The 23,632-nt window shown below is 74.1% G+C and carries 21 protein-coding genes; 13 read left to right on the forward strand and 8 right to left on the reverse strand.

The window, feature by feature from the left end; all coding sequences use genetic code 11:
* Positions 1 to 73 precede the first annotated feature (73 nt).
* Positions 74 to 433 (reverse strand): STAS domain-containing protein, encoded by a 360-nt coding sequence (locus GA0070604_RS24090; RefSeq protein WP_091123004.1) that lies wholly within the window; start codon positions 431 to 433, stop codon positions 74 to 76.
* A 423-nt stretch (positions 434 to 856) separates the two neighbouring features.
* On the opposite strand from GA0070604_RS24090, the gene GA0070604_RS24095 reads away from it, so the two are divergent.
* Entirely contained in the window at positions 857 to 1,261 is a 405-nt protein-coding gene (locus GA0070604_RS24095; protein ID WP_091123007.1) for a hypothetical protein, read from the forward strand.
* Between the two features lie 162 nt (positions 1,262 to 1,423).
* Here GA0070604_RS24095 and GA0070604_RS24100 read toward each other — a convergent pair whose 3' ends face one another.
* A complete protein-coding gene (locus GA0070604_RS24100; protein WP_091123011.1) occupies positions 1,424 to 4,198 on the reverse strand; it encodes a cellulose-binding domain-containing protein in 2,775 nt (924 codons plus the stop codon).
* Positions 4,199 to 4,606: 408 nt separating this feature from the next.
* Here GA0070604_RS24100 and GA0070604_RS24105 point away from each other — a divergent pair, with 408 nt between their 5' ends.
* Together GA0070604_RS24105 and GA0070604_RS24110 are read left to right on the forward strand one after the other, a co-directional pair.
* Positions 4,607 to 5,293 (forward strand): BON domain-containing protein, encoded by a 687-nt coding sequence (locus GA0070604_RS24105; protein WP_091123014.1) that lies wholly within the window; start codon positions 4,607 to 4,609, stop codon positions 5,291 to 5,293.
* Entirely contained in the window at positions 5,290 to 5,841 is a 552-nt protein-coding gene (locus GA0070604_RS24110; RefSeq protein WP_091123018.1) for a DsbA family protein, read from the forward strand. The genes GA0070604_RS24105 and GA0070604_RS24110 overlap by 4 nt, the downstream gene beginning before the upstream one ends.
* A gap of 58 nt (positions 5,842 to 5,899) precedes the next feature.
* Here the strand turns inward: GA0070604_RS24110 and GA0070604_RS24115 are convergent, their stop codons facing one another.
* Positions 5,900 to 8,602, reverse strand: coding sequence for a helix-turn-helix transcriptional regulator (locus GA0070604_RS24115; protein ID WP_091123021.1), 2,703 nt, complete (start codon positions 8,600 to 8,602; stop codon positions 5,900 to 5,902).
* 288 nt (positions 8,603 to 8,890) lie between these two features.
* Here GA0070604_RS24115 and GA0070604_RS24120 point away from each other — a divergent pair, with 288 nt between their 5' ends.
* The 6 genes from GA0070604_RS24120 (at position 8,891) to GA0070604_RS24145 (ending at position 15,228) form a co-directional block, all read left to right on the forward strand.
* A complete protein-coding gene (locus GA0070604_RS24120; RefSeq protein WP_208602340.1) occupies positions 8,891 to 9,292 on the forward strand; it encodes a hypothetical protein in 402 nt (133 codons plus the stop codon).
* Positions 9,289 to 10,440, forward strand: a complete 1,152-nt coding sequence (locus GA0070604_RS24125) for a zinc-dependent alcohol dehydrogenase (RefSeq protein WP_091123025.1) — start codon at positions 9,289 to 9,291, stop codon at positions 10,438 to 10,440. Before GA0070604_RS24120 ends, GA0070604_RS24125 begins: the two co-directional genes overlap by 4 nt.
* Positions 10,441 to 10,470: 30 nt before the next feature.
* Positions 10,471 to 11,643: a saccharopine dehydrogenase family protein gene (locus tag GA0070604_RS24130; protein ID WP_091123028.1), complete on the forward strand. Its 1,173-nt coding sequence runs from the start codon at positions 10,471 to 10,473 to the stop codon at positions 11,641 to 11,643.
* A gap of 109 nt (positions 11,644 to 11,752) precedes the next feature.
* Entirely contained in the window at positions 11,753 to 12,832 is a 1,080-nt protein-coding gene (locus GA0070604_RS24135) for a DNA polymerase III subunit beta family protein (RefSeq protein ID WP_091127375.1), read from the forward strand.
* Between the two features lie 65 nt (positions 12,833 to 12,897).
* Entirely contained in the window at positions 12,898 to 14,184 is a 1,287-nt protein-coding gene (gene serS / locus GA0070604_RS24140; protein WP_091123031.1) for a serine--tRNA ligase, read from the forward strand.
* Between the two features lie 141 nt (positions 14,185 to 14,325).
* The gene (locus GA0070604_RS24145) at positions 14,326 to 15,228 is read left to right on the forward strand and encodes a L,D-transpeptidase (protein WP_091123033.1); all 903 of its coding nucleotides are present in this window, start codon (positions 14,326 to 14,328) and stop codon (positions 15,226 to 15,228) included.
* 6 nt (positions 15,229 to 15,234) lie between these two features.
* Here the strand turns inward: GA0070604_RS24145 and GA0070604_RS24150 are convergent, their stop codons facing one another.
* The 5 genes from GA0070604_RS24150 to GA0070604_RS24170 form a co-directional block, all read right to left on the reverse strand.
* The gene (locus GA0070604_RS24150) at positions 15,235 to 15,858 is read right to left on the reverse strand and encodes a response regulator transcription factor (RefSeq protein WP_091123036.1); all 624 of its coding nucleotides are present in this window, start codon (positions 15,856 to 15,858) and stop codon (positions 15,235 to 15,237) included.
* Between the two features lie 139 nt (positions 15,859 to 15,997).
* Complete coding sequence (locus GA0070604_RS24155; RefSeq protein WP_141721379.1) at positions 15,998 to 17,125, reverse strand: sensor histidine kinase; 1,128 nt, start codon at positions 17,123 to 17,125, stop codon at positions 15,998 to 16,000.
* Between the two features lie 30 nt (positions 17,126 to 17,155).
* The gene (locus tag GA0070604_RS24160; protein WP_091123044.1) at positions 17,156 to 17,962 is read right to left on the reverse strand and encodes an ABC transporter permease; all 807 of its coding nucleotides are present in this window, start codon (positions 17,960 to 17,962) and stop codon (positions 17,156 to 17,158) included.
* A gap of 29 nt (positions 17,963 to 17,991) precedes the next feature.
* On the reverse strand, positions 17,992 to 18,882 hold the full coding sequence (locus tag GA0070604_RS24165) for an ABC transporter ATP-binding protein (RefSeq protein WP_091123048.1): 891 nt from the start codon (positions 18,880 to 18,882) through the stop codon (positions 17,992 to 17,994).
* A 118-nt stretch (positions 18,883 to 19,000) separates the two neighbouring features.
* A complete protein-coding gene (locus tag GA0070604_RS24170) occupies positions 19,001 to 20,452 on the reverse strand; it encodes a DHA2 family efflux MFS transporter permease subunit (protein ID WP_091123052.1) in 1,452 nt (483 codons plus the stop codon).
* A gap of 106 nt (positions 20,453 to 20,558) precedes the next feature.
* On the opposite strand from GA0070604_RS24170, the gene GA0070604_RS24175 reads away from it, so the two are divergent.
* The 4 genes from GA0070604_RS24175 (at position 20,559) to GA0070604_RS24190 (ending at position 23,609) form a co-directional block, all read left to right on the forward strand.
* On the forward strand, positions 20,559 to 21,281 hold the full coding sequence (locus tag GA0070604_RS24175) for a TetR/AcrR family transcriptional regulator (protein WP_091127376.1): 723 nt from the start codon (positions 20,559 to 20,561) through the stop codon (positions 21,279 to 21,281).
* A gap of 59 nt (positions 21,282 to 21,340) precedes the next feature.
* On the forward strand, positions 21,341 to 22,213 hold the full coding sequence (locus GA0070604_RS24180; RefSeq protein ID WP_091123056.1) for an alpha/beta hydrolase: 873 nt from the start codon (positions 21,341 to 21,343) through the stop codon (positions 22,211 to 22,213).
* Between the two features lie 207 nt (positions 22,214 to 22,420).
* Positions 22,421 to 23,128 carry a hypothetical protein gene (locus GA0070604_RS24185; protein ID WP_091123059.1) on the forward strand — a complete coding sequence of 236 codons (708 nt, stop codon included), beginning with the start codon at positions 22,421 to 22,423 and terminating at the stop codon, positions 23,126 to 23,128.
* A 70-nt stretch (positions 23,129 to 23,198) separates the two neighbouring features.
* Positions 23,199 to 23,609 carry a hypothetical protein gene (locus tag GA0070604_RS24190; RefSeq protein WP_091123063.1) on the forward strand — a complete coding sequence of 137 codons (411 nt, stop codon included), beginning with the start codon at positions 23,199 to 23,201 and terminating at the stop codon, positions 23,607 to 23,609.
* Positions 23,610 to 23,632 lie beyond the last annotated feature (23 nt).

Genomic DNA, 23,632 nt, shown 5'->3' on the forward strand with positions numbered 1-23,632 from the left:
GCCCGTCGGCGTCCGCATGATCGTCCCGTAACCGGGGCCGGCTGGCAACGGGCGGCACGGAGCCCCGGCCCGCTCAGGCGCCGGGCAGCACCTGGGGGGTGCTGCCGGCGAAGTATGGCTCGGGTGCGCCGAAGAGGCCCAGCAGGCCGGTGACCCACAGTTGGCGGTGCACGAACCGGCTCGGCTCGGTGACCACCAGCTTCACGCCGCTGACCTCGGCGGTCTGGAAACCGGCAACCATCGCGCTGATGCCGACGGAGTCGATGAAGGTGACCAGCCGCATGTTCAGCTCGATCCGGGACGGACGGCCCTTCGCGAGCACTTCGGCGATCGCTTCCCGCACCTCGTACGCGGTGTCGACGTCGATCTCGCCTCGCGGCGCGATCTGGATGACACCACCCGGCAACATCGACTGCACGATCGACAGGCTCACGCGAGCACCTCCACTCGCCCGTACGGGCGCCTCATCAGTACGCGGGCCGCGACCGAGAGTATTCCTCCGACGGCCTCGGTCGCCACCCCTCGGGATGGGCAATTCGCGGACTGGGCACACCTGGGCATCCCAATCCGGATCCTCCAGTTCCTCTTTCTTCCGGACGACGGGTTCGCTTCGTCCAACGACCGGCCCGGCCGGCCGATTCGCCGCCCCAGGGTAACGGCCCCGGGGCCGGTCCGGCTCGCACCCGGGCCCGGCGCGTTCGCCGGGTTGACCCGTCCCGCCCCATCGACCGTGCCTGACCTGGATGGTTTGCGGCAACTGCGGGCGGGGCACTGCCCGAGTGAGTGAAACGTCACCCGCCGGACGACCGCCGGAGCCCGATGTGGCGCCGGACTCCGCCCCCGAGGAGGTAACCCCATGTTCGGAACGACCCTGCTGGACCGCCGCGGCAAGCCCGAGCGAATCGCGGACCAGGCGTGGCGGCACCTGCTCGACGCCGCCGGCTCCGCCGGGGACGGGGTTCGCGGCGTTGCCCGCTCCGCCCGGCGCAACGGGTCGGGCCTGGCCGAGGACGCCACTGACCTGGTCGGCTCCGCCGCCGGCGAGGCCCGCCGCCGCGCCACCCTCGCCTTCGACGCGCTCGCCGGCCGGCGGCCGGCGCTGCCATGGGCGCTGCTGGTCAGCGCCGCGCTGGTCGGCGCCGCGATCGGCTGGGCCGTCGGCACGGCCGCCCGGGCCGCCGGGAGCCGCCGGCCCGAGGTCGAGGAGATCCAGTTCCTGGACGTGGACCGGCTGGACTCCCCGGCCGACCGGGACGGCTGACCGGCACCCGCCGACGGCGGGGCCCGACAAGCCGCGGGCACCGCCGGCCCGGACCGGCGAGCCGGAGCCACCAGAGCCGGTGGGGACCGGCGAGCCAGGGGGCACCGCCCGCGCGGACCGACGGTGGCCGCCCCGCGGACGGGACGGCCACCGTACGGAAGGTCAACGAGTGGTGCAGGAGATGAGCCCAGGCACCAGGTTGGTCCCGGTCCAGCTCCCGAGGAAGCCGAAGCTGGTGGTGGCGCCGACGCCGAGGGGGCCGTTGTAGCCGGCATCCCTGACCGTCACCAGCCTGCCGCTCTGGGTGTACGTGCCGCCCCAGAGCTGGCTGATCTGCTGCCCGTTGTCGAAGCTCCAGGACACCGACCAGCCGTTGATCGGCGAGCCCATGTTGTTACGGACCGTCACCTCGGCCTGGAATCCGCCCTCCCACGAGTTGGTCACCTGGTAGGTCGCCCCGCAGCCGCCGGCCGGATTCGGCGTGGTCGGCGGCGCGGTCGTCGGCGGCGCAGTGGTCGGAGGCGCAGTGGTCGGCGGCGCGGTCGTCGGCGGCGCAGTGGTCGGCGGCGCGGTCGTCGGCGGCGCAGTGGTCGGCGGCGCGGTCGTCGGCGGCGCGGTGGTCGGCGGCGTGGTGCCGCCGAGCCGGTCCGCCACCAGGATGCCCCGGCCGTTGGTGCCGAGGTAGACCCGGCCGTAGACGCGCGGGTCGCCGGTCAACGCCTCGCCGGCGTTGCCGTACTGGTGCTGGTCGTCGTTGATCCGCACCCAGCTTCCGCCGGAGTTGTCGGAGCGGTAGACGCCGTGCTGGCCGTCGACCGTGCCGATGACGAAGAGCGCCGGGTACGTCTGCCCCGGCGCCGCCTTGCCGAAGCCGACGTTGATCGAGGTGCTCACGCCGGTGACCATGGTGAAGCTGGTCCCGGAGTTGGTGGAGTGCCACAGGCCACCCTCACCGGCCAGCCAGATGTCGCCCTCCTTGCCGGGCAGCGCCTTGAACTTGACCCCGGTGGTCGGCAGGCCGGTCGCGGCGCTCGCGGTGAAGGCGGCCCCGCCGTTGGTGCTGACGTAGAACTTCCCGTTGCTGACTCCGTAGAACTTGTTCGGGTTCACCCGGTCGGACTCCACGGTGGCGTTCGCCGGGATGCCGGTCGCCGCGGTCCACGAGTTGCCGTAGCCGACCGTGCGGACCACCTGCTGGCCGGCGTCGCCGGGCGCCCAGACGAACTGGCTGCCGTCGGCGGAGGCGGCCACCGTGCCGCCGTTGTTGATCCCGCCCGGTTCGCTGCCCTGGAACCAGTTCGCCCCGCCGTCGGTGGAGAACGCGACGTGCCGGTCGTTCGGCCGGTCCGAGGCGGTGAAGTTGCCCGCCCGTACCATCACCGCCGGCTTGGTCTCGGCGTAGTCCAGGCTGGTGGTGCTGGTGAAGACCGGCTGGGTGAACATCGAGGCCGGCACCGCGTTCAGGTCGGTGTGCCGGAAGCCGCCGATGTCGCCGAGCCCGCTGATCAACGGGGCACCCGAGGGCGGGCTGATCAGATCGAGTACGGCGGTCTCCTCCAGGCCCTTGACCATCGGCTTGATGGTGAGCTGCCCACCGGTGTCCCACTTGGTCAGGTCGGTGCTGCCGTAGATGGTCGCCCCGGTGCCGTACATCATCCGGTTGCTGTCGAACGGGTCGATCTCCAGCGACTCGTTCATCCAGCCCAGCTTCGGGGTCTCCTCCGGCGGTTGCGGGTTCGCCCCGAAGGTCAGCCACGGCACCGAGCTGATGTTCATCGTGTACTTCTTGGTGCGGTTCGGGTAGCTGGACCAGTCCCAGATCCGCGTCCAGGTCGCGCCGCCGTCGGTGCTACGCCAGAAGATCGCGTCCGGCCACCAGGAGACCTGGGTGGCCACCATGAGGGTGTTCGGCTTCTGCCGGTCGATGGTCAGGCCGGAGTAGCCGAAGTAGTCGTCGCCGCTCGACGAGGGAATCGGGCTGATCTGCGTCCAGGCGCCGGTGGCCCGGTTGAACTTCCACACGTCACCCTTGCCGCCGTCGTACGGGCCGCCGGTGTCGCTGGTGGCGATGTAGAGGTAGCCGCCGACCGGGTCGACCACGCCCTTGTGAGCGAGGTAGCCGGTGGGCTGGCCGGCGATCCGCTCCCAGGTGGTGCCACCGTTGGTGGTGCGGTAGACCGGGTTCTGCTTGTCCGCCACGCCGACGTAGACGGTCTGCGTGGCGTTGCCGGCCGTACCGGTGCTCTTGTCGAAGCTCACCCAGGTCAGGCCCTGGTTCTGGCTCTGGTAGCCGCTGCTGTCGTTGGGGTCGGCCCGGTAGTTGCCGACGTTCGGGAAGTTGGCGACCTTCGCCCAGGTCACCCCGTAGTCGGTGCTGCGCCACAGGCCGTTGCCGCCCTCGGCGCCGTAGTAGAGGATGCTGTTCTTGTTCGGGTCGACGGCCAGCCGCTCCCCCATGCCCCGGCCGGGCATGTTGCCGCCGTTCTTGAACGGCAGCGCGGTGGCCTGCCAGGTGGCGCCCTTGTCGGTCGAACGCAGGATCGCGCCGTTGTTCGGGTCCCAACTGTTGGTGTACATACCGACCGCGGCGTACACCCGGTTGGTCTGCACCGGGTCGGTGGCGAGGCTGACCACGCCGTTCCAGCCCCACTTGTCGGCGCCGACCCAGTCCAGCAGCGGCGTCCACGACTGGGTCGACTGCTCCCAGCGGTACGCCCCGCCGATGTCGGTGCGGGCGTAGATCAGGTTCTTCTCGGTCTGGTTGAAGACGATGCCCGGGACGAAGCCGCCACCGTCGATCCGGACGTTCTTCCAGCTGTACGGCTCGGCCGCAGCGGCGGCGGCCGGGGTGGCGGGGGTGGCGGCGAACTGCACGACGACGGCCGCCGCGGTGGCGGCCAATGCCGCGGCAGCCGCGCCGGCGAGACTTCTGCGCATGGGCGGGTTCCTCTCGGTTGCCCGTGGTGGGAGCCGACAGCTCCGAGGTCGTGGGGCGGCATCGGACGCGCCGAACCGGAGTTGTCGGCGACGGCTCCAGGTCGTGGCGCGTTTGCGCCACGACCTGGAGTTGGCAGAGCGACGCGGCGGCCGGGGGCGACCGCGCCCTGGCGTCGAGGTGGAACCGGGGAGCTGCCCGGGCTCCCCGTCGGCGTGTGGGCTCCCGCAGCCGAGGGACATCCACCTTAACCGATGGGTGGCCGAATTAGGAAGCGCTCCCAACTAATTCGGGTCACCCCGCCGGGGTGAGGGCAGGTCACCCGGGGTCGGGACAGGATGAGCGATGGCGGCGCCCGTGCCGGTGGCGGAGCGCCCGTGCCCCGAACCGACCCGGGAGGGAGGCCACCCATGGCCACCGCGACGATCACGCGCACCGATCAGGACATCCAGTCCGACGTCCTCGACGAGCTCACCTGGGAACCCCGGGTACGCCCCAACGAGATCGGGGTGACCGTCTCCGAGGGCGTGGTGACGTTGACCGGCTGGGTGGACAGCTACGCCAAGAAGTGGGCCGCCGAGCGGGCGGCGCACCGGGTGTCCCGGGTCCGGGCGGTCGCCAACGACCTCGCCGTCCGGATCGCCACCTCCGCCGAGAAGAGCGACCCGGAGATCGCCACCGCGGCCGGCCGGGCCCTGGAATGGGACGCCTTCGTGCCGATCGAGACGCTGGACGTGACCGTCTCCGACGGCTGGGTCACCCTGCACGGCGAGGTCGAGTGGGAGTACCAGCGCCGGGCCGCCGAACGGGCGGTCGGCCGGCTCACCGGCGTACGCGGGGTGAGCAACGGGATCACCGTCCGGCCGGGCACCCGCGCCGACGGGCACCAGTTGGCCGAGCGGATCGTGGACGCGCTCGCCCGCAACGGCGCCACCGAGGCGGAGGGCATCAGCGTCCGGGTGCGCGGCGACACGGTGGTGCTGGCGGGGCTGGTCCACTCCGTACCGGAACGCGAGGAGATCGAGCGGGTGGTGTGGTCCGCTCCCGGCATCCGCGAGGTGCACAACCACGTGACCGTGGGCGAGGGCGCCCGATGACGACCCCGTTGCAGGTCACCACCGCGCGGCTGGGCGTACCGGTGACCGACCTCGACCACAGCCTCGGGCCCGTCGACGCGCCGGTCACCATCGTCGAGTACGCCGACTTCCAGTGCCGGTTCTGCGGGGCCGCCCACACGAACCTGGCCGAGGTGCTGCGCCAGCGGGCCGAGACCGTACGGCTGGTCTACCGGCACTTCCCCATCGCCAACGTGCACCCGTACGCCGAGAGCGCGGCGGAGGCGGCCGAGGCGGCCGGCCGGCGGGGCCGGTTCTGGGAGATGCACGACTGGCTCTACGACCACCAGGACCAACTGGACCCGGTGCACCTGTCGCTCGGCGTCGAGCAGCTCGGGCTGCCCGCCGAGGAGGTCAACGCGGAGGTGGGGCGGATGGCGAACGCCGACCGGATCCGGCGGGACTTCGTCGGCGGCATCCGCAGCGGGGTGACCGGCACCCCGACCCTGTTCGTCAACGACGTCCGCCACGACGGCGGCCACGACCTGGCGGACCTGCTGGCCGCGGTCGACACCGCCGCGAACGCCTGACCTGTTTGGAGGGGCCCCCTGTACAACGCCAGGCGTTAACAAGGGGCCCCTCCTTGCATCAAATCAGGCGCAGTTCGCGGGCGCGCTGGACGGCTTCGCGGCGGCGGGTCGCGTCGAGCTTGCGGTAGATGTTGCGGACGTGGGTCTTCACCGTGTTGACCGACAGCGACAGCTCGCCGGCGATCTCCACGTTGGACAGGATGCTCTGGAGGTAGCGCAGGATCGTCAGCTCCCGCTCGGTGAGCGGCTCGTCGAGCGTCCGCTCCGGCCGGACCGGCCGGTCCGCCGCCTCGTCGGCCCGCCGCTCGTCCACCCCGCGTACCAGGTCGCTCACCGTCGCCCAGTGCGCCGTGCCGGAGTCCAGGTGCGCGGCGAGGAGGTCACGTACCCCCGGCTCGGCGTGGGTGAACACCCGCCGGTAGCCGTCCGGCTCGGCCAGGTCGAGCACCTGCTCCAGGACCCGTCCGGCACGCCGCTCGTCGCCGCCGTCCCGGGCCAGGACCGCGTCGAGCAGGCCGGCGGCGAGCCGGACCGGCAACGGCCAGGACGCCGCGCCGGGCGCGGCCCAGTCGGGCAGCGCCGGACCGGCGGCCCGCGCATTGCCGGCCCGCAGCTCCACCTGGGCCAGCGCCACCCCCAGCGCCGCCGCCTCCGCGCCCCCGTCGTCGAACCCGGGCAGCGCGTCGGTGAGCAGCGTGCGGCCGGTGTCCACGTCACCGACGCCCGCCCGTAGCCGCGCCTCGGCGGCGGTCAGCCAGGCGGCCAACTCCCGGCCCGGTACCCGCTCCCGGGCCTCCGCGAGGGTCCGCAGGGCGGCAGCCGACCGGCCCTCCGCGGCCAGCAGCTCGGCCCGGCAGAGCGCGGCCAGCGCCGCCGCTGCCGGCTCCGCGGTGGCCGGGCCGGCGAGGGCAAGGTGCGCCGTGGCCTCCGCCGGTTCGTCCCGGTGCCATGCCACCAGGGCCAGCGCCAGGTACGCGTAACCGCAGTCCAGCCGGGAGGACCAGCCCTGGCAGGCCGGCGTGGCCAGGGCCTCCCGCGCGGCGTCGGCGGCCGCCCGCAGCCGGCCACGGGCCGCGTCCAGCAGCGCCGACCGGCTGGCGCCGACCAGTTCCGTACGCGGTCGCCCCGCTGCCCGGGCCGCGGCACGGGCCTCGGCGAACCGCTCCGCGGCGGCGGGCAGCTCGCCCTCGGCCAGCGCCACCAGGCCGAGCGCGGTGCCGGCGACCGCCCGGATGTCGGCGTCCTCCCCGGCCCCGGCCCGCGGGTCGTCCCCCGGCCCGGTGACGGAACGCGTGGCGAGCAGCCGGGCGGCGGCACGGCGTACCTCGGCACGGTCCCCGGTGAGCCGGGCCAGGGTCAGCTCCAGCGCGGTGGCCAGTCGACGGAACCGGTCCCGGCGCGGGGCGGGCAGACCAGCGGCCTGCTCGACGGCGTGCCGCAGGTGACGCCCGGCCGCCTCGACGTCCCCGCCGTACGTTCGTTCGGCGGCGCAGGCCAGCGCCAGCTCCGGATCCCGGCGGACGGCGTCGACGGGCGGTTCGGGCGGTGGTGGGGCGGCCGGCGCCTCCCGCCCGTACGGGGCCAGCTCCGGCCACCGGGCGATCAGCAGTTCGGTGGCCCGGTTCCACTCGCCCCCGGCCAGCGCGTGCCGCAGCGCCTCGGCCGGCCGGTCGTTGCCCGCGTACCAGCCGGCGGCCCGCCGGTGCAGGTCGCGCAGTTCCTCGGCGGTGAGCCGGCCCAGCTCGTCGTGGAGCAGATCGGCCAGCAGCGGGTGGCACCGGTACCACGGCGGGGTGCCGCCGTCGTGTTGGACGAAGCCGCCGGCGCGGGCCAGGTCGGCCAGTACCTGCCCGGCGTCGGGCCGACCGGTCACCGCGTCGGCGAGGTCGGCGCAGACGGCGGCGGCGACGGCGCTGCGCCGCAGCACGTCCCGGGCGTCCGGGTCCAGCGGGCCGAGCACCTCGTCCCGCAGGTACGCGGCGACATCCGGCTGGTCGCCGCCGAACCGCTCGACGGCACGGGCCGGGTCGGCCTGGGCGCGCAGCGCCAGCGCGGCGAAGCGCAGCCCGGCCGGCCAGCCGCCGGTCCGCTCCCGCAGCCGGGGCACCGCCGCGGCGGGCAGCGGCACCCCGTGCGCGACCAGCAGATCCGCCACCTCGTCGTCGGTGAACGCCAGGTCGTCCGGGCCGACCTCGGTCAGCTCCCCGGCCAGCCGCCACCGGTGCAGGGACAGCAGCGGATCGGCCCGGACGCCGGCCACCAGCCGTAGCCGCCCGTCGGTGTGGCGGAGCAGGAACTCCAGCCCGGTCAACGCGCCCGGATCGGTGATCCGGTGCAGGTCGTCCAGGACCAGCCGGACCGGTCGATCCCGGGCGGCGAGCGCCGCGGCGAGCAGTTCGAGCTGGTCGGGCCGGGGCGGGCTGTCCGGCACCGGCGGCTGCGGCCCCTCGTCGGGTACGCCCTCCGCGGCCGCCCGAAGCGCCGCCGCCAGGTACGACCAGAGCCGTTCCCCGGTGTCGCCCTCCTCCACCGCCACCCAGGCGGGCGGCGGCTCGGCCCGGCCGGCCCGGGCCCACGAGGCGAGCAGGGTGGTCTTGCCCCAGCCGGCCGGCGCGCAGACCAGCGTGACCGGTCCGGCCACGCCCCGGTCCAGCCGGTCCAGCAGTCGCGGCCGGACCAGCAGCGGCTCGGGCAGGGCACCCGGCGCCAGCCGCGACCCCAACAGCGGCACCACCCCACCCCCACCCCCATCCCACCCCATCCACCCTCCCCCTCCCTGCTGCCCCCACCACTCCCACCACTCCCCACCCACCCACCCCCGCCCGCTGGCGGTGATCAAGGAGTTTGCGCCTGGACGGAGATCGACTCAGACGCAAACTCCTTGATCAACCGGGTCCGGCGAACGGGCGTCGCGGGGGATGGGGGGTACCCGGCAGGGCGGGGTTCACCCCTTGCGGGGGAACTGCGGTCACCCGGGGTGGGGGGAGGGTGGGTGCGCGGGTGAGGGAGGGGACGCGGGGCGGGACGACGGGAGGGGCCGGTGGCAGGGATGGCACGGGTGGCCGGCGCGGCGCGCGCCCTCGTACGCCGACGGGAGCGCTGGCCGCACGCGGCCGGCACCGATCCGCGGCCCGGGCGCTGGCAGGTGGTGACCGTGGCGGGCCGGCCCGAGGACGTGCTGCCGCCCGGGCGGTGGCCGGAGCCGCTGCGCCGGCTCGACGGCGCGGTCGAGGTGTACGCCCGCCCGGCGCCCGGCGGCCGCGGCACCGAGCTGGCCGCCCGACCACTCGGCGGCGAACTGCGGCTGCCCGGCCTCGCCGCCCACCTGGTCGGCGACGATCCGGGCCGGTTCCTCCGGCAGGCGTTACGGGAGGCCAAGCAGCTCGCGGAGACCGGGGAGGTGCTGCGCGCGGACCGCTCCCGGCTGGACCGACCGGGGGTGGCCGGGTGAGGGCGCTGTGCTGGGAGGGCACCGGCACGCTGGCGGTACGCCAGGTCCCCGACCCGGAGCTGCGCAACGCCCAGGACATGATCGTCCGGGTCCGGCGGAGCGCCACCTGCGGCGCGGACCTGCCGCTGCTGACCGGGCGGATCCCGTACCTGGCCGCCGGGGACGTGCTCGGACACGAGTTCCTCGGCGAGGTGGTCGAGGTCGGGCCCGAGGTACGCCGGCACCGCGTCGCCGACCGGGTGGTGGTCTGCGCGGCGATCGCCTGCGGGGCCTGCTGGTTCTGCCGGCAGGGTCTCTTCGCCTGCTGCGACAACGGCACGCCGGGTGCGGCGGCGGCCGAGTCGGCGTGGGGTCAGCCCACCGCCGGCTGCTACGGCCATCCGGGCCCGCTGGGCGGCTTCGCCGGCAGCCATGCCGAGTACGTGCGGGTGCCGTACGCCGATGTCGGCGCGTTCACCGTGCCGGACGGGGTCAGCGACGACCGGGCGGTGTTCGCCTCGGACGCCGCCCCGACCGGTTGGCTGGGCACCGAGCTGGGCGAGGTGGCCCCGGGTGACGTGGTGGCGGTCTGGGGTGCGGGCGCGGTCGGCCAGCTCACCGCCGGGGCCGCCCTGCTGCGCGGGGCCGACCGGGTGATCGTCGTCGACGGCCACGACGACCGGCTGCGGATGGTCGAGCGGCACGTGGGCGCGGAACCGCTCGACTACCGGTACGTGGACGTCCCCGCCGAGCTGCGGGAGCGCAGCGGCGGCCGGGGCCCGGACGTGTGCGTGGAGGCGGTCGGCATGGCGGCCGACCCGCCGGGCCTGCTGACCGGCCGGCTCGGTGGCGGCGCGGACCGGCCGCTGGCGCTGCGCGAGGCGGTGCACGCCTGCCGCAAGGGCGGCACGGTGGTGGTGCTCGGCACCTGGACCGGCTTCGTCGACACGTTCCCGCTGGGCGCGGTGATGAACAAGGGGCTGACCGTGCGCAGCGCCCGGCAGCACGGGCAGCGCTGGATCCCGATGCTGCTGGAGCGGATGGCCCGCGACGAACTGCGTACCGAGCACCTGGCCACCCACCACCTGCCGTTGGAGCGAGGTCCGGACGGGTACGCGCTGTTCCGCGACCGGGCCGACGGCTGCGTACGGGCGGTCTTCTCGCCGTGAACGGCCGCCGCCGGGTGGCACACTCGGCTGGTGCGCAACGACCGCCCGTACGACCTCGTCCTGCTCGGTGCCACCGGGTTCACCGGCAGCCTCACCGCCGAGTACCTGGCCCGGCACGCCCCGGTCGGGCTGCGCTGGGCCCTGGCCGGCCGGAACCCGGACAGGCTGGCCGGGGTACGGGACCGGCTGGTCGGGATCGACGCCGGCCTGACCGAGCTGCCGCTGTTGACCGCCGACGTCACCGACACCGCGTCCCTGCGGGCCGTCGCGGAGCACACCCGGGTGGTCGCCACCACCGTCGGGCCGTACGTCCGGCACGGGGAGCCGGTGGTCGCGGCGTGCGCCGCCGCCGGCACCGACTACGTCGACATCAGCGGCGAACCGGAGTTCGTCGACCTGATGTACGTGCGGCACCACGCCGAGGCGGTGCGTACCGGGGCGCGGCTGGTGCACGCCTGCGGCTTCGACTCGGTCCCGCACGACCTGGGCGTCTGGTTCACCGTCCGGGAGTTGCCCGCCGACGGGCCGATCAGCGTGGACGGCTACGTCCGGGCCGGCGGGCGCTTCTCCGCCGGCACGTACCACTCGGCGCTCCTCGCGTTCTCCCGCAGCGGCCAGACGAGGCGGGCGGCGCAGGCGCGCCGGGCCGTCGAGCCACGGCCGGAGGGTCGCCGGGTCCGCGCGGTGCCCGGACACGTGGGTCGGGCGCGGGCGACCGGCGGGTGGGCGGTGCCGCTGCCCACCATCGACCCGCTGATCGTCCGCCGGTCGGCGGCGGCCCGCCGGGAGTACGGCCCGGACTTCCGCTACCGCCACTTCGCGGCGGTGAAGCGGCTGCCGACCGTGCTGGCCGCCGGGGTGGGCCTGGCCGGCCTGGTCGGGCTGGTGAAGCTGCCGCCGACCCGGCGCTGGCTGCTCGGCCGGCTCGCCTCCGGGCAGGGGCCGAGCGCCGAGCGGCGGGCCCGGTCGTGGTTCCGGGTCCGGTTCGTCGGCACCGGCGGCGGCCGGACCGTGGTCACCGAGGTGGCCGGCGGCGACCCCGGCTACGACGAGACCGCCAAGATGCTCGCCGAATCCGCTCTCTGCCTGGCCTTCGACGACCTGCCCCCGAGTGCCGGGCAGGTGACCACGGTGACCGCGATGGGCGACGCCCTGCTGGGCCGCCTCACCCGCGCCGGCCTCACCTTCCGCGTACTGGAGTAAGGAAGGGTTCCTTGTTAACGCCTCCGGTAGAGCAGGGGCACCCTGTTAACCGACAGAGTTGACCCTCGAGCGGGTTGAGGGCTCAGGATCACCGAACGTGGAGAGCGAACTGCGTAGCATCGGCGAGCTGGCCCGGGCCAGCGGGCTGACGGTGAGCGCGCTGCGGTTCTACGACCGTTGCGGCGTGCTGGTCCCGGCGCTGGTCGACCCGGCCACGGGTTACCGCTGGTACACCGACGACCAGATCGCCCCGGCCCGGCTGGTGGCCGGGCTGCGCCGGGTCGGGATGCCGCTGGCCGGGATCGCCGACGCGCTGGCGCATCGGCACGAGCCGGCGGTGGTCCACCGGCTGCTGGACGCGCACCAGCGGCGGCTGGAGGACGGCCTCGCCGACGCCCGCCGTGAACTCTCCCGGATCCGTGCCCTGCTCGACCCCGAGGAGATCCCCATGACCACCCGTCTCGTGCTGGACCGCGCCGACCTGGCCGCCGCCGTGGACGCCGTCCGGTTCGCGGTCGGCGCCGACCCGGAACTGCCGGTGCTGTCCGCCGTGCTGCTGGAGGTGGATTCGGACAGCGTACGGCTGGTCGCCACCGACCGGCACCGGCTGGCCGTGGCCCGCGCGGTCGGGAAGGTCGACGGCCCGCAGGTACGGGCGCTGCTGCCGGCGGGCGCGGTCGACGAGCTGCGCGCCCTGCTCGACACCGGCGTCGGGATCACCCCCGAGGCACACCTGACCGTCACGCCGGACCGGGTCGAGGTCTCGGTCGCCGGCCGCACGGTGGCCGCCGCGACGCTGCCGTACGACTTCCCGGACTACCGCCGGCTGCTGCACGTCCACGTCGCCGGCGCGCCCGCGTACCGGATCCGGGTCGACGTGGCGGCGCTGCGCGCCGCGCTGACCGCCGACGACGTCCCGGTGCTGGTCCGGGAGCACGACGGGGTGCCCGCCGAGGTGGCCGTGCTCGGCCTGGACGACCGGGGCGGCCTGCGCGTCGTCGAGCCGGACGAGGGTCCGGCGGCGGACGCCGTACGGGTCGGGGTGAACCGGGAGTACCTGCTCGACGCCCTGGACGCCGGGGACCGCGGCCAGCTCGTGCTGGAGCTGGACGGCCCGATCACCCCGCTGGCCGTCCGCCGGCCGGACGACGTGGACGCGTACTCCATCCTCATGCCGGTCCGGCTCTGACCCGCAGGCGCCGGTAGCATCTGGGGGTCCCACCTGACTGCCTGGACGGAGGCGTACGGAGCAGCATGCTCGACATGGAGTTGATCCGGAAGGATCGCGAGGCGGTGGCGACCGCGCTGGCGAAGCGACTGGATCCCGCCGAGGTCAACCGGGCGCTGGACGAGATCCAGCGGCTCGACCAGGAACGTCGCGCCCTGATCACGGAGATCGACGCCGAGCGGCAGCGCCGCAAGGCGGAGGCGCGCGCGTACGCGCAGGCCAAGCGATCCGGCGCCACGCCGGAGCCGGTCGCGCCGGAGGCCGAGCGCAAGCAGCTCGCCGAGCTGGAGTCCCAGCTGGACGAGGTGCAGTCCCGGCTGCGCACCACGATGAGCGAGCTGCCCAACCTCCCTGCCGACGACGTCGTCGCCGGTGGCAAGGAGGCGAACCGGGTCGTCAAGACCTTCGGTGAGCCGCCGGCCATCGAGAAGGTTCGGGACCATGTGGAGCTGAGCCGCGCGCTCGGCCTGGTCGACCACGAGCGCGGCGTGAAGCTGGGCGGCTCCGGCTTCTGGATGTACACCGGCATGGGCGCCCGGCTGGAGTGGGCGCTGCTCAACTGGCTGATCGAGCAGGACATCCAGGCCGGGTACGAATTCCTCCTCCCGCCGCACCTGCTGCTGGACAGCGCCGGCTTCGCCGCCGGCCAGTTCCCCAAGTTCTACGACGACGTCTACCACCTGGACCGGCAGTCCGCCCCCCGCGGCCAGTTCCTGCTGCCGACCGCGGAGACGGCGATCCTCGGGGCGTTCCAGGACGAGATCCTGGAGACCGCGAAGCTGCCGTTGAAGGCGTTCGCCTACACCCCGTGCTACCGCCGGGAGGCCGCCGGGTCCCACTCCGACGAGCGCGGCACGGTCCGGGGCCACCAGTTCAACAAGGTGGAGATCTTCCAGTTCACCCTGCCGGAGCAGGCGGACACCGCGTTGACGGAGATGGTCGCCCACGTGGAGCGCCTGGTCGAGGGGCTGGGCCTGCACTACCAGACCAGCCTGCTCGCGGCGGGCGACGCCAGCGCCTCGATGAAGAAGACCCTCGACATCGAGGTCTGGATGCCGAGCACCGGTAAGTACAAGGAGGTGTCGTCGGTCTCCTGGGCCGGCGACTACCAGGCCCGTCGGGCGGCCATCCGCTACCGGGAGCCGGGCGGCAAGCAGACCCGGTTCGTGCACACGCTCAACGGTTCGGCGCTGGCCACCAGCCGGCTCTTCCCGGCGATCCTGGAGCAGTTCCAGCAGGCCGACGGGTCGGTGCTGGTGCCGGAGGTGCTCCGCGACAAGCTCGGCACCGACCGGCTCACCCCGGTCCGCTGACCCCGGCGGCCCGCTGACCCGCGTACGGTCAACTCCGGATGCGGCATGCGGTGGTTTCCGTAAACGTTGGATACCCCCGTTTGCCGCATCTGGAGCTGCAACGACGGAGCAAGCGGCCCTCCGTCGCCTAAAGTCTGGTTCGTGCTGTTCGACCGATTGACCTCGCGGTGGACCCTCGGCTGGTTGGGCGCCGCCGTGGGCGTACCGCTGCTGCTGGTGACCGGGCTGCTGGTCGGGTGGGCACTGACCGGCACCCCGGCCCCGGCCGCCGCGCCCGTCGCCACCACGCCGCCCTCGCCAACGGCGAGCCCGACGCCGGAGGACTCCGTGCCGCCGGCGGCGCCGGCCCCGGACGACCTGCCGGTGGTCACGTACGACCCGGCGCCCGGCGGGTTTCCCGCCGACCCGGGTACGGGCGACACCCGTCCGCTCACCACCGGCCTCACGCCGACCCGCGCCGTCGCCGCCTACGACGCACCGGGCGGGCGGCCGCTGGCCTTCCTCGCCCCCACCATCAGCGGCGTCACGTTGACCATGCCGATCGTCGACCGGCGGGTCGGCTGGACCGCCGTACTGCTGCCCTCGGCGAACCGCCGGATCGCCTGGCTCCCGGCCGGCGGCTGGAGCACGACCGCCCTGGCCGACCAGATCGTGGTGGAACGCCGATCCCACCGGCTCACCTGGTACCGGGACGGCCGCGCGGTGCAGTCCTGGGAGGTCAGCCTCGGCATGCCCGGGCAGTCCACCCCGCTCGGCCGCACCTTCATCCTCGGCCGCACTCCCCCGCCCCAGTCGGTCTACGGCGGCGTCGACATCTTCGCCCTGGGCGCGATCCCCGACGACCCGGACGCGGTGCCGACCGGCCTGCGCGGCGCGCACATCGGACTGCACAGCTGGTACACCGACGACCCGCTCGGCAAGGACGTCACCAACGGCTGCATCCGGTTGACCCGCAGCGGCCAGCGCAAGCTGCTGGCCGAGGTGCCGCCGGGCACCAGCGTGGTGGTGGTCGACCAGCTCACCACCACGCCGCCGGCCGCCTGACCCGGCTCACTGGCCGAGCAGCCAGCCGTTCTCCTCGGCGACCCGGACGGCGTCGGCCCGGTTGCGCGCCCCGGTCTTGCCGATCGCCGAGGACAGGTGGTTGCGCACCGTCCCCTCGGAGAGGTGCAGGATCGCGGCCAGCTCCGCCACCGTGCCGCCCGACCGCGCGGTCCGCAGCACCTCGGTCTCCCGCTCGGTCAGCGGGCTCGCCCCGGTGGCCAGGGTCTCCGCCGCCAGGGTCGGGTCGACCACCCGCAGCCCGGCGTGCACCCGGCGGACCGCGTCGGCGAGCTGCCGGGCCGGGGTGTCCTTGACGACGAACCCGTTCGCGCCCGCCTCCATCGCCCGGCGCAGGTAGCCGGGGCGGCCGAAGGTGGTCACCACCAGCACCCGGCAGTCGGGCACCGCCGCCCGCAGCGCGGCGGTCGCCGCGATCCCGTCCAGGCCGGGCATCTCCACGTCGAGCAGGGCCACGTCGGGCTGGGCGCGTCGGGCCTCCGGCACCACCTCGTCGCCCCGGCCCACCTCGGCAACGACGGTCAGGTCCGGCTCCAGCGACAGCAGCGCGGCCAACGCGCCCCGGACCAGCGCCTGGTCGTCGGCGAGCAGCAGCTTGATCGGCTCGGTCATCCGCGTGTCCTCCGCTCTCCGGGCCGGCCACCCCGCCGCCCGCCGCCCGTCCAGGCCCGGCCGCCCGTCGCGACCTCACCGCCCGGCAGAGCCCGGCCGTATGTCGCGGCCCGGCCACCCACCACGATCCCGCCGCCCATCAGGACCCCGCCGGCAGGGCGACACGCAGCAGGAAGCCGCGCCCGCCGGGGCGACGGCCGACGGCGACCGTGGCGCTCAGCCGCCGCGCCCGCTCACGCAGCCCGACCAGGCCGTGCCCGGCCGAACCGGGCTCCCCGACCGGCCCCCGGCCGTCGTCGCGGACCTCCACGGACGAGCCGTCCACCCGGATCTCACACCGCCGCGCGCCGCTGTGCCGGACCACGTTTGTCACCCCCTCGCGTACCGTCCAGCCGAACAGCTCGTCCGCCTCGACCGGGAGCTGCGGCAGCGTCTCCGGCAGCTCCGCGGCGATGCCCGCGGCGGCCAGCGCCGAGCGGGCGCCGGCCAGCTCCGCCGCGAGGCTCACCCCCCGGTACGCCCCGACCGTGCCCCGTACGTCGGCCAGCGCCTGCCGGGCCAACCGCTCCACGTCGGCGATCTCCGTGGCCGCCCGGGCCGGATCCAGCTCCAGCAGCCGGCCGGCCAGCTCGGCCTTGACCGCCACCACGGTCAGCGAGTGGCCGAGGATGTCGTGCAGGTCGCGGGCGGCACGGGCCCGCTCCTCGGCCACCGCGAGCCGGCGGATCTCCTGCTGGGCGGCCTGGAGTTGGCCGTTGCGCTGGGCCAGCCGGGTCACCCCGAACATGGCGAACGAGGCGAGCAGGACCGCGAACACCACGGTGCCCTCCGCCTCCCAGCCCGGCACCAGGGCGGCGGTGACCAGCGGGGTCAGCGCGGCGAGGAGGACCACCACCGCCGCCTCGACCGTCGGCAGCAGGAACACCGCCGCCGCCGCGACGAAGACCAGCGTGGTGAGCCAGTCTCCCGAGGTGCCCGGCATACCGGCGAGCCCGAGCCCGAGCAGCAGCGCCAGCGCCGCCCGGGCCCGGCCGCGCGGGACGGTCAGGTGCGCCTGTAGGCGGGCCCGCGCCCACTGGAAGACGTACACGTAGGTCACGCCGAAGGCGACCAGGGTGGACGCGCCCACCACCCGTCGCCACACCTCGGGCTGGTGCAGGGCGGTGAGCAGCGGGATGTTGAGGAAGAAGAGCCAGACCGCGGAGAGCAGCCAGCCGGTTACCCGCCAGTGGGTCCTCGGCTGGCTGCGTTCCGACGGCAGGTTCACGACGAACACGCTAACCTCCGCCCGTACGGGTCAGACGCGGCTGGTGTCCCGGCGGAACAGCCGGGCCGCGCCGAGGCCGAAGACGGCGGTCCAGACGGCGACGTTGCAGACCGCGACCCAATCCAGCCCGTCCCCGATCATCGGGGACCGGGCGAGCTGACCGACGCCGTACACCGGGGTGAACTTGGCGATCTGCTGCATCACATTCGGCAGCATGTCGAGCGGGAAGAACAGGCCGCCGAACATGGCCAGGATCGCCAGCACCGGGCCCATGAACTGCATCACGTTCTCGGCCGGGGCGAGGTAGCCGACGAAGAGGCCGAGTGCGGCGAAGACCAGCGAGCCGAGCCACGCGGTCAGTCCGGACTCGATCCAGACGTACGCCGGCAGCCGGACCCCGGAGGCGGCGCCGACGGCGAACTCGACCAGCACGCCGAGCAGGCCGAGCACCATCGCGGTGGCCACCTTCGTGGCCACGTACGCGGCCGGGTGCAACGGGGTGAGCCGCAGCTGTCGGCTCCAGCCCAGCGACCGCTCGGTCGCGACCGCCGCCCCGGCGCTGGTGGTGGCGACCATCGCGGCGTAGACCGCAAGGCTGATCATGATCCAGCCGGTCACCGGCAGCCCGTTGTCCAGGTGCTGCCCGCGCTGGGGCAGGCCGAAGAGGAGGAAGAAGACCGCCGGCATGACCAGGATGAACAGCAGGGTCCGGCGGTTGCGCAGCACCCGGCGGATCTCGATGCCGAGCACCGGGGTGGAGAAACCGCCCAGGGCGGGAGGCCGGCGGTTTCCGGCCCGGGTGGACGAAGCGGTGGTGGACGAGGTGGTGACGGTCATCTCAGGCTCCGGACTCAGCGGGTCGGCGGTCAGGCGGTGGTGGTCAGCGCGAGGAAGGCGTCCTCTAGGTTGCGCGAGGTGATCTCCAGGTCCCGGGCGTCGGTCCGGGTCAGCAGGTGCCGGGCGACGACGTCCGAGTCCTCGGTGTGGACCAGGACCGCGTCGCCGCGTACCTCGACCGACTGGACGCCGGGCAGCGCGGCCAGCGCGGCCTGGTCGGCGCCGGGCAGGGTGGCCCGCACGACCCGGCCGGAGGCCAGGTTCTTGATCTCGGCGGTGGTGCCGTCGGCGACCACCCGGCCCTGGCGGACCAGCACGATCCGGTCCGCGTACGCGTCGGCCTCGTCCAGGTAGTGGGTGGCGAAGAGGACGGTCCGGCCGGAGCGGGCGTCGGCCCGGATCGCCTGCCAGAAGTCCCGCCGGCCCTCGACGTCCATTCCGGTGGTCGGCTCGTCGAGCACCATCAGATCCGGGTCCGGCAGCAGCGCCAGGGCGAACCGCAGCCGCTGCTGCTGGCCACCGGAGCACTTGCCCACCGGCCGGTCGGCGATGTCGGCGATCCCGGCCCGCTCCAGCACCTCGGCCACCGGCCGGGTGTAGCCGTAGAAGTGCGCGGTCATCCGCGCCGTCTCGGCCACGGTGAGGTCCTTGAGCAGTCCGCCGGTCTGCATCACGGCGGCGACCCGGCCGAGCCGGACGGCGTCGGCCGGCGTACCACCGAAGAGCCGGACGGTGCCGGCGTCCGGGCGGGCCAGGCCGAGCAGCATGTCCACGGTGGTGGTCTTGCCAGCGCCGTTGGGGCCGAGGAAGGCCACCACCTCGCCCGGCTGGACGCGGAGGCTGAGCCCGTCGACGGCGGTCACCGGGCCGAAGGTCTTGGTGAGTCCGGCCAGCTCGACGGCCGGTGGGATGTCGGTCATGACAAGGATCTTCCGGGGGTCGGCCCGTCCGTCCCCGGAACGACCGTCACCTTCGGACCATGACATTTGTCAGGCCCGCCCGCCCCGGGCAGCCGACCGGCCGCCCGGGCGGGGGTGGTCAGTGCCCGTCGCGGGCCCGGCGGGGCAGCAGGAACGCGCCGACCAGGGTGACCAGCACCAGCCCCAGCTCCGCGACGAGGGTGATCCGCACCGCGTGCGACACCCCGTGACCGATCCCGTCGAAGAAGATCGTGCCGAGCAGGGCGACGCCGAGTGCCCCGCCGAGCTGCTGGACGGCGGTCAGGGTGCCGGAGGCGGAGCCGGTCTCCCCGTCCTGCACCCCGGAGAGCACGATGTCGAAGAAGGGGGCCATCACCAGGCCCATCCCGAAGCCGACCGCCAACAGCGCGGGGGCCATCCGCCACGGGGTGACGTGGTCGCCGGCCAGGCTGAGGGTGACCAGCATCCCGGTGACCCCGGCGAGCACCACCACGAGTCCCAGGTGGATGAGTCGCCGGCCGAGCCGCTGGGCCAGGCCGGCCCCGGCGAGCACGAAGGCGACCACCATGCCGAGCGCCTGCGGCACCCCGGCCAGGCCGGTACGCAGTGGCGACCAACCCAGGCCGAGCTGGAGGTAGAGGCTGAACACCAGTGAGAAGCCGGTCAGCGCCGTGAAGAAGGCCAGGCCGGCGACGAGCCCGCCGGTGAACGCGCGACGGCGGAACAGCGCCGGCACGACCAGCGGATCCCGCCCGGCGCGCTGCCGGCGCACCTCGTACCCGGCGAAGACCGCGAAGACCACGATCGCGGCGGCCAGCATGGCGAACGCCCATCCCGGCCAGTCGTGCTCCCGCCCCTGCACGAGCGGATAGACCAGCAGCACCGCGCCCAACGAGACCAACGCGACGCCGGGCAGGTCGAGGCGGCTGACGTGGGTGGCGCGGGACTCGGGCAGGAAACGCGCCGCGCCGAGGGCGGCGAGCAGCCCGAGCGGGATGTTGATCAGGAAGATGGCCCGCCAGCCGGTGCCGGCGAGGTCGGCGTCGACCAGCCAGCCGGCCAGGATCGGGCCGCCGACCGCGGAGATCCCCATGACCGGGCCGAACGCGCCGAAGGCGGTGGCGAGCTGGTACGGCGGGAACATCTCCTTGATCAGCCCGAGGCCCTGCGGGAGCAGCACCGCCCCGAACAGGCCCTGCGCGACCCGGGCGGCGATCAGGGTGCCCGGACTGCCGGCGAGCGCGCAGAGGGCCGAGGCGGCGGTGAAGCCGAGCACCCCGACCAGGAACATCCGACGGCGTCCGTACAGGTCGCCGAGGCGACCACCGGTGATCAGGCCCACGGCCATGGCGAGGGTGTAACCGGCGCCGATCCACTGGATGACGGTGGGCGAGCCGCCGAGGTCGGCGCGGATCGCCGGGCCGGCCAGGTTGGTGACCAGCACGTCGAGCAGGTCCATCACCTCCGCGGCGAGGATCACCGCCAGGGCGAACCAGCGCCAGCGGTGGCCGGCCGGCTCCCCCGTGCCGGCCGGGCCCGGCGGAGCCGGCGAGGCGAGTTCCGTGGTCATCACGTCCTCCAATGTTTCGAACACTGTTCGCTGACGAACAGTGTTCTATCAACGAACGGCGTTCGCGGCAAGTACGATGTTCGAGTCCCCGAATCCGGAGGTCGTCGTGAGCGAACAGCCCGCCCCGCCCTGGCGTACCCGGCCGCGCAGCCGGGCGCCCCGACAGGCGCTGAGCCAGCAGGCCGTGGTCGACGCCGCCCTTGCCGTGATCAGCCGGGAAGGGCTGGGCGGGCTGAGCATGCGCCGGGTGGCCCAGGAACTGGGCACCGGGCCGGCCTCCCTCTACGCCCACGTCTCCGGTCGGGAGGAGCTGCTCGAACTGGTCGTGGACCGGGCCAGCGCGGAGATCACCGTCCCGGAACCCGACGCGGAACGCTGGACGGAACAGGTCCGCGACGTGGCCCGGCAGGCGTACCGGGTGTACGCCACACACACCGAGTTGGCGCTCGCCTCGCTGGCCACCATCCCCACCGGTCCGAACGCGCTCCGGGTCACCGACGGGCTGCTCGCCATCCTCCGCTCCGGCGGAGTGCCGCCGCAGCCGGCGGCCTGGTTCCTGGACCGCCTCTTCCTCTACATCGCCGGGGACGCCTACGAGGGCGCCCTCTACGCGGAGAAGGTGCGCGCCTCGGGGCAGGACCGGGCGGCCTGGTGGGCGCGGATGCGGGCGCAGCTCAGCGGGTACTACCGGAGCCTGCCACCGGAGCGCTACCCGCACCTGCGGGAGCACCTGGAGGAACTGATGGCCGGCGACGGCGACACCCGCTTCGACTTCGGGCTCGACCTGCTGATCCAGGGCGTCGCCGCACACGTGCCCCGCCGGGAGTGACCCCGGCCCGGCCGGGTAACCAACGCCGCGGCAGACGTCGCGGCACCGGGAGGTCAGGCATGGGCGTACCGACGGGACGGGTCGACACGATCGTGCTGATCCACGGACTCTGGATGACCTCGCGCAGCTGGGAGAACTGGGCCGACCGGTACGCGGCCCGCGGCTTCCGGGTGCTCACCCCCGCCTGGCCCGGCATGGACCGGGAGGTCGAGGAGCTGCGGGCGGATCCGACGCCGATCGCCGGGCAGCGGATCGCCGACATCACCGACCACTACGCCCGGGTCATCCGGGACCTGCCCCGGCCACCGATCATCATGGGCCACTCGATCGGGGGCCTGATCACGCAGCTGTTGCTCGACCGGAAGCTCGGCGCCGCCGGGGTCGCCGTGCACAGCGCCCCGGTCCGGGGAGTGCTGCGGCTGCCGCTGAGCACGCTGCGCTCCGGGTTCTCCATCCTGCACAGCCCGGCCAACCGGCACCGCGCGGTGCCGTTCACCGCCGAGGACTTCCGGTACGCGTTCGGCAACACGATGAGCCAGCAGGAGTCGGACGCGGCCTGGGAGCGGTACGCCGTACCCGGGGCCGGTCGCGTCCTGTTCGAGATGGCGTTCGCCAACCTGAACCCGGAGTCGGCCGCGGAGATCGACAAGAAGCGGGACCAACGGGCCCCGCTGCTGCTCACGGCCGGCGGCGCCGACCACGTCATGCCGCCCTCGGTAATCTCCGCCAACGCCAGCCTCTACCGGGGCTCGACCGCGATCACCGGATACCGCTGCAACCCCGGTCGGTCGCATTTCGCGCTGGGCGAGCCGGGGTGGGAGGAGGAGGCCGACTTCGCGCTGGAGTGGGCGGTCGAGGCGGCGAACGAATTCTCGCCGACCGTGGTCAGCCAGGCCCCTGGCCGCCGCCGGCCCTCGCCCAACCACCGCTGACGCGGCAGGCCCGGCTGAGAACCTGGAGGCTCCCGGCCCCGCCGGGGCCAATGCGAGCGCGTCCAGGGCCGGCAGCAGCGCGGACCCCCCGGTTTCCCAGCAAGATCTACGAGGGAACGGCGACGCCCACCGGATGCGGCGCGGAGCACATCGAGACTCGCGGCCGGCGTGTTTGACAGCGATCATCCGCGACAACAGGATTGGCCGATGTTCCCCGACGAGTTGAGGTCTCGGGCGCAGGCGCAGCGCGCGGCCGGACGGACCCCGATGCAGATGGCCCGAAGGCTGGACGCTCCCCGAGCCCCGGTCGATCCGCTGGTCCGGGGCGTCGCCGTCAACCGGCCGGACCCGCTCGGCTTCGGGGAGCTGCCGCTCATCGGGTGCTGGGTCAATCCAGGGTGGAGCAACGGCCTGATCATCGAGGACCGGCCCGCCGACTGGATCGACCCCGGCGCTCCGCGGCACGACTCCGGCGGCCTGACCGGCATCGTGGTCGCGCGACAGGACGACCGGGGGATCAGTCTGGCCGGTTTCCTGGTGGACACGTACTGCCTCGGGGCGAAGAACGCGGTGCCGCCGACCAGGCTGGACCAGTACGACATGCCCTTCTTCGTCGCGGAGTTCTTCGGCGCGTACCCCGATCCGCCGATGCGCGCCCCCATCGACCTGGCCCGGAACCTCGTCTGCGGTGCCGTCGACTTCGCCCGGCGGCTCGGCTTCGAACCGCACCAGGACTACGACTCGGCGGTCGGCCACCTCGGGGCGTGGCAGCCACCCGGCCGCATCAGGTTCGGCCGACACGGCCGACCACTGTTCATCCAGGGTCCGCACGACAACGCCGGCCGCATCATCCAGACCCTCGACCGCTCGGTGGGCGCGGGCAACTACGAGTACGCCCTCGTCGCCGGCGGATAGCGTCGATCGTTCCGGGCCCGAGCCGGCCCCCTGGCGGGGTGCCGGTGCGGGAGTCCAGTGAGGTGATCAGGTGCAGTTGGACGGCTTCGTGCTCGACCACATCCCGGCGGGCACCGGCGAGTCGACCGAGGACTTCAGCTACGAATGGGACGACGTGGCGTTCACCTCCCGGGTGTGGGAACGGGAGGTCGACGGCGGCCACCAGGTCGACCTGCAGGTGCTGGTGCTGCGCGGGCCGCGGCTGGCCACCGCCACCGCCCTGCGGGACTTCCTCGCCGAATATCACGAGCGCGACCCCGGCACCTGGGCACTGAGCGATTTCCAGCCGGGCGGGGCGACCGCCTTCATCGGCGAGAACGAGGCGTTCTGGCTGGTCGAGCCCGGGGTGGCGGTGCAGGTGAGGTCCCCGACCGGCCGGTTCGGCGCCGACGAGCTGCGAGCGACGGCGCTGGGCGTACGGCCGGCCGGGCCGGGCGGGTAAGCGTCACCGGGCCGGGCGGGTGA

Origin of the sequence: Micromonospora eburnea (genome assembly GCF_900090225.1) — a bacterium.
GTDB classification, from domain to species: Bacteria; Actinomycetota; Actinomycetes; order Mycobacteriales; family Micromonosporaceae; genus Micromonospora; species Micromonospora eburnea.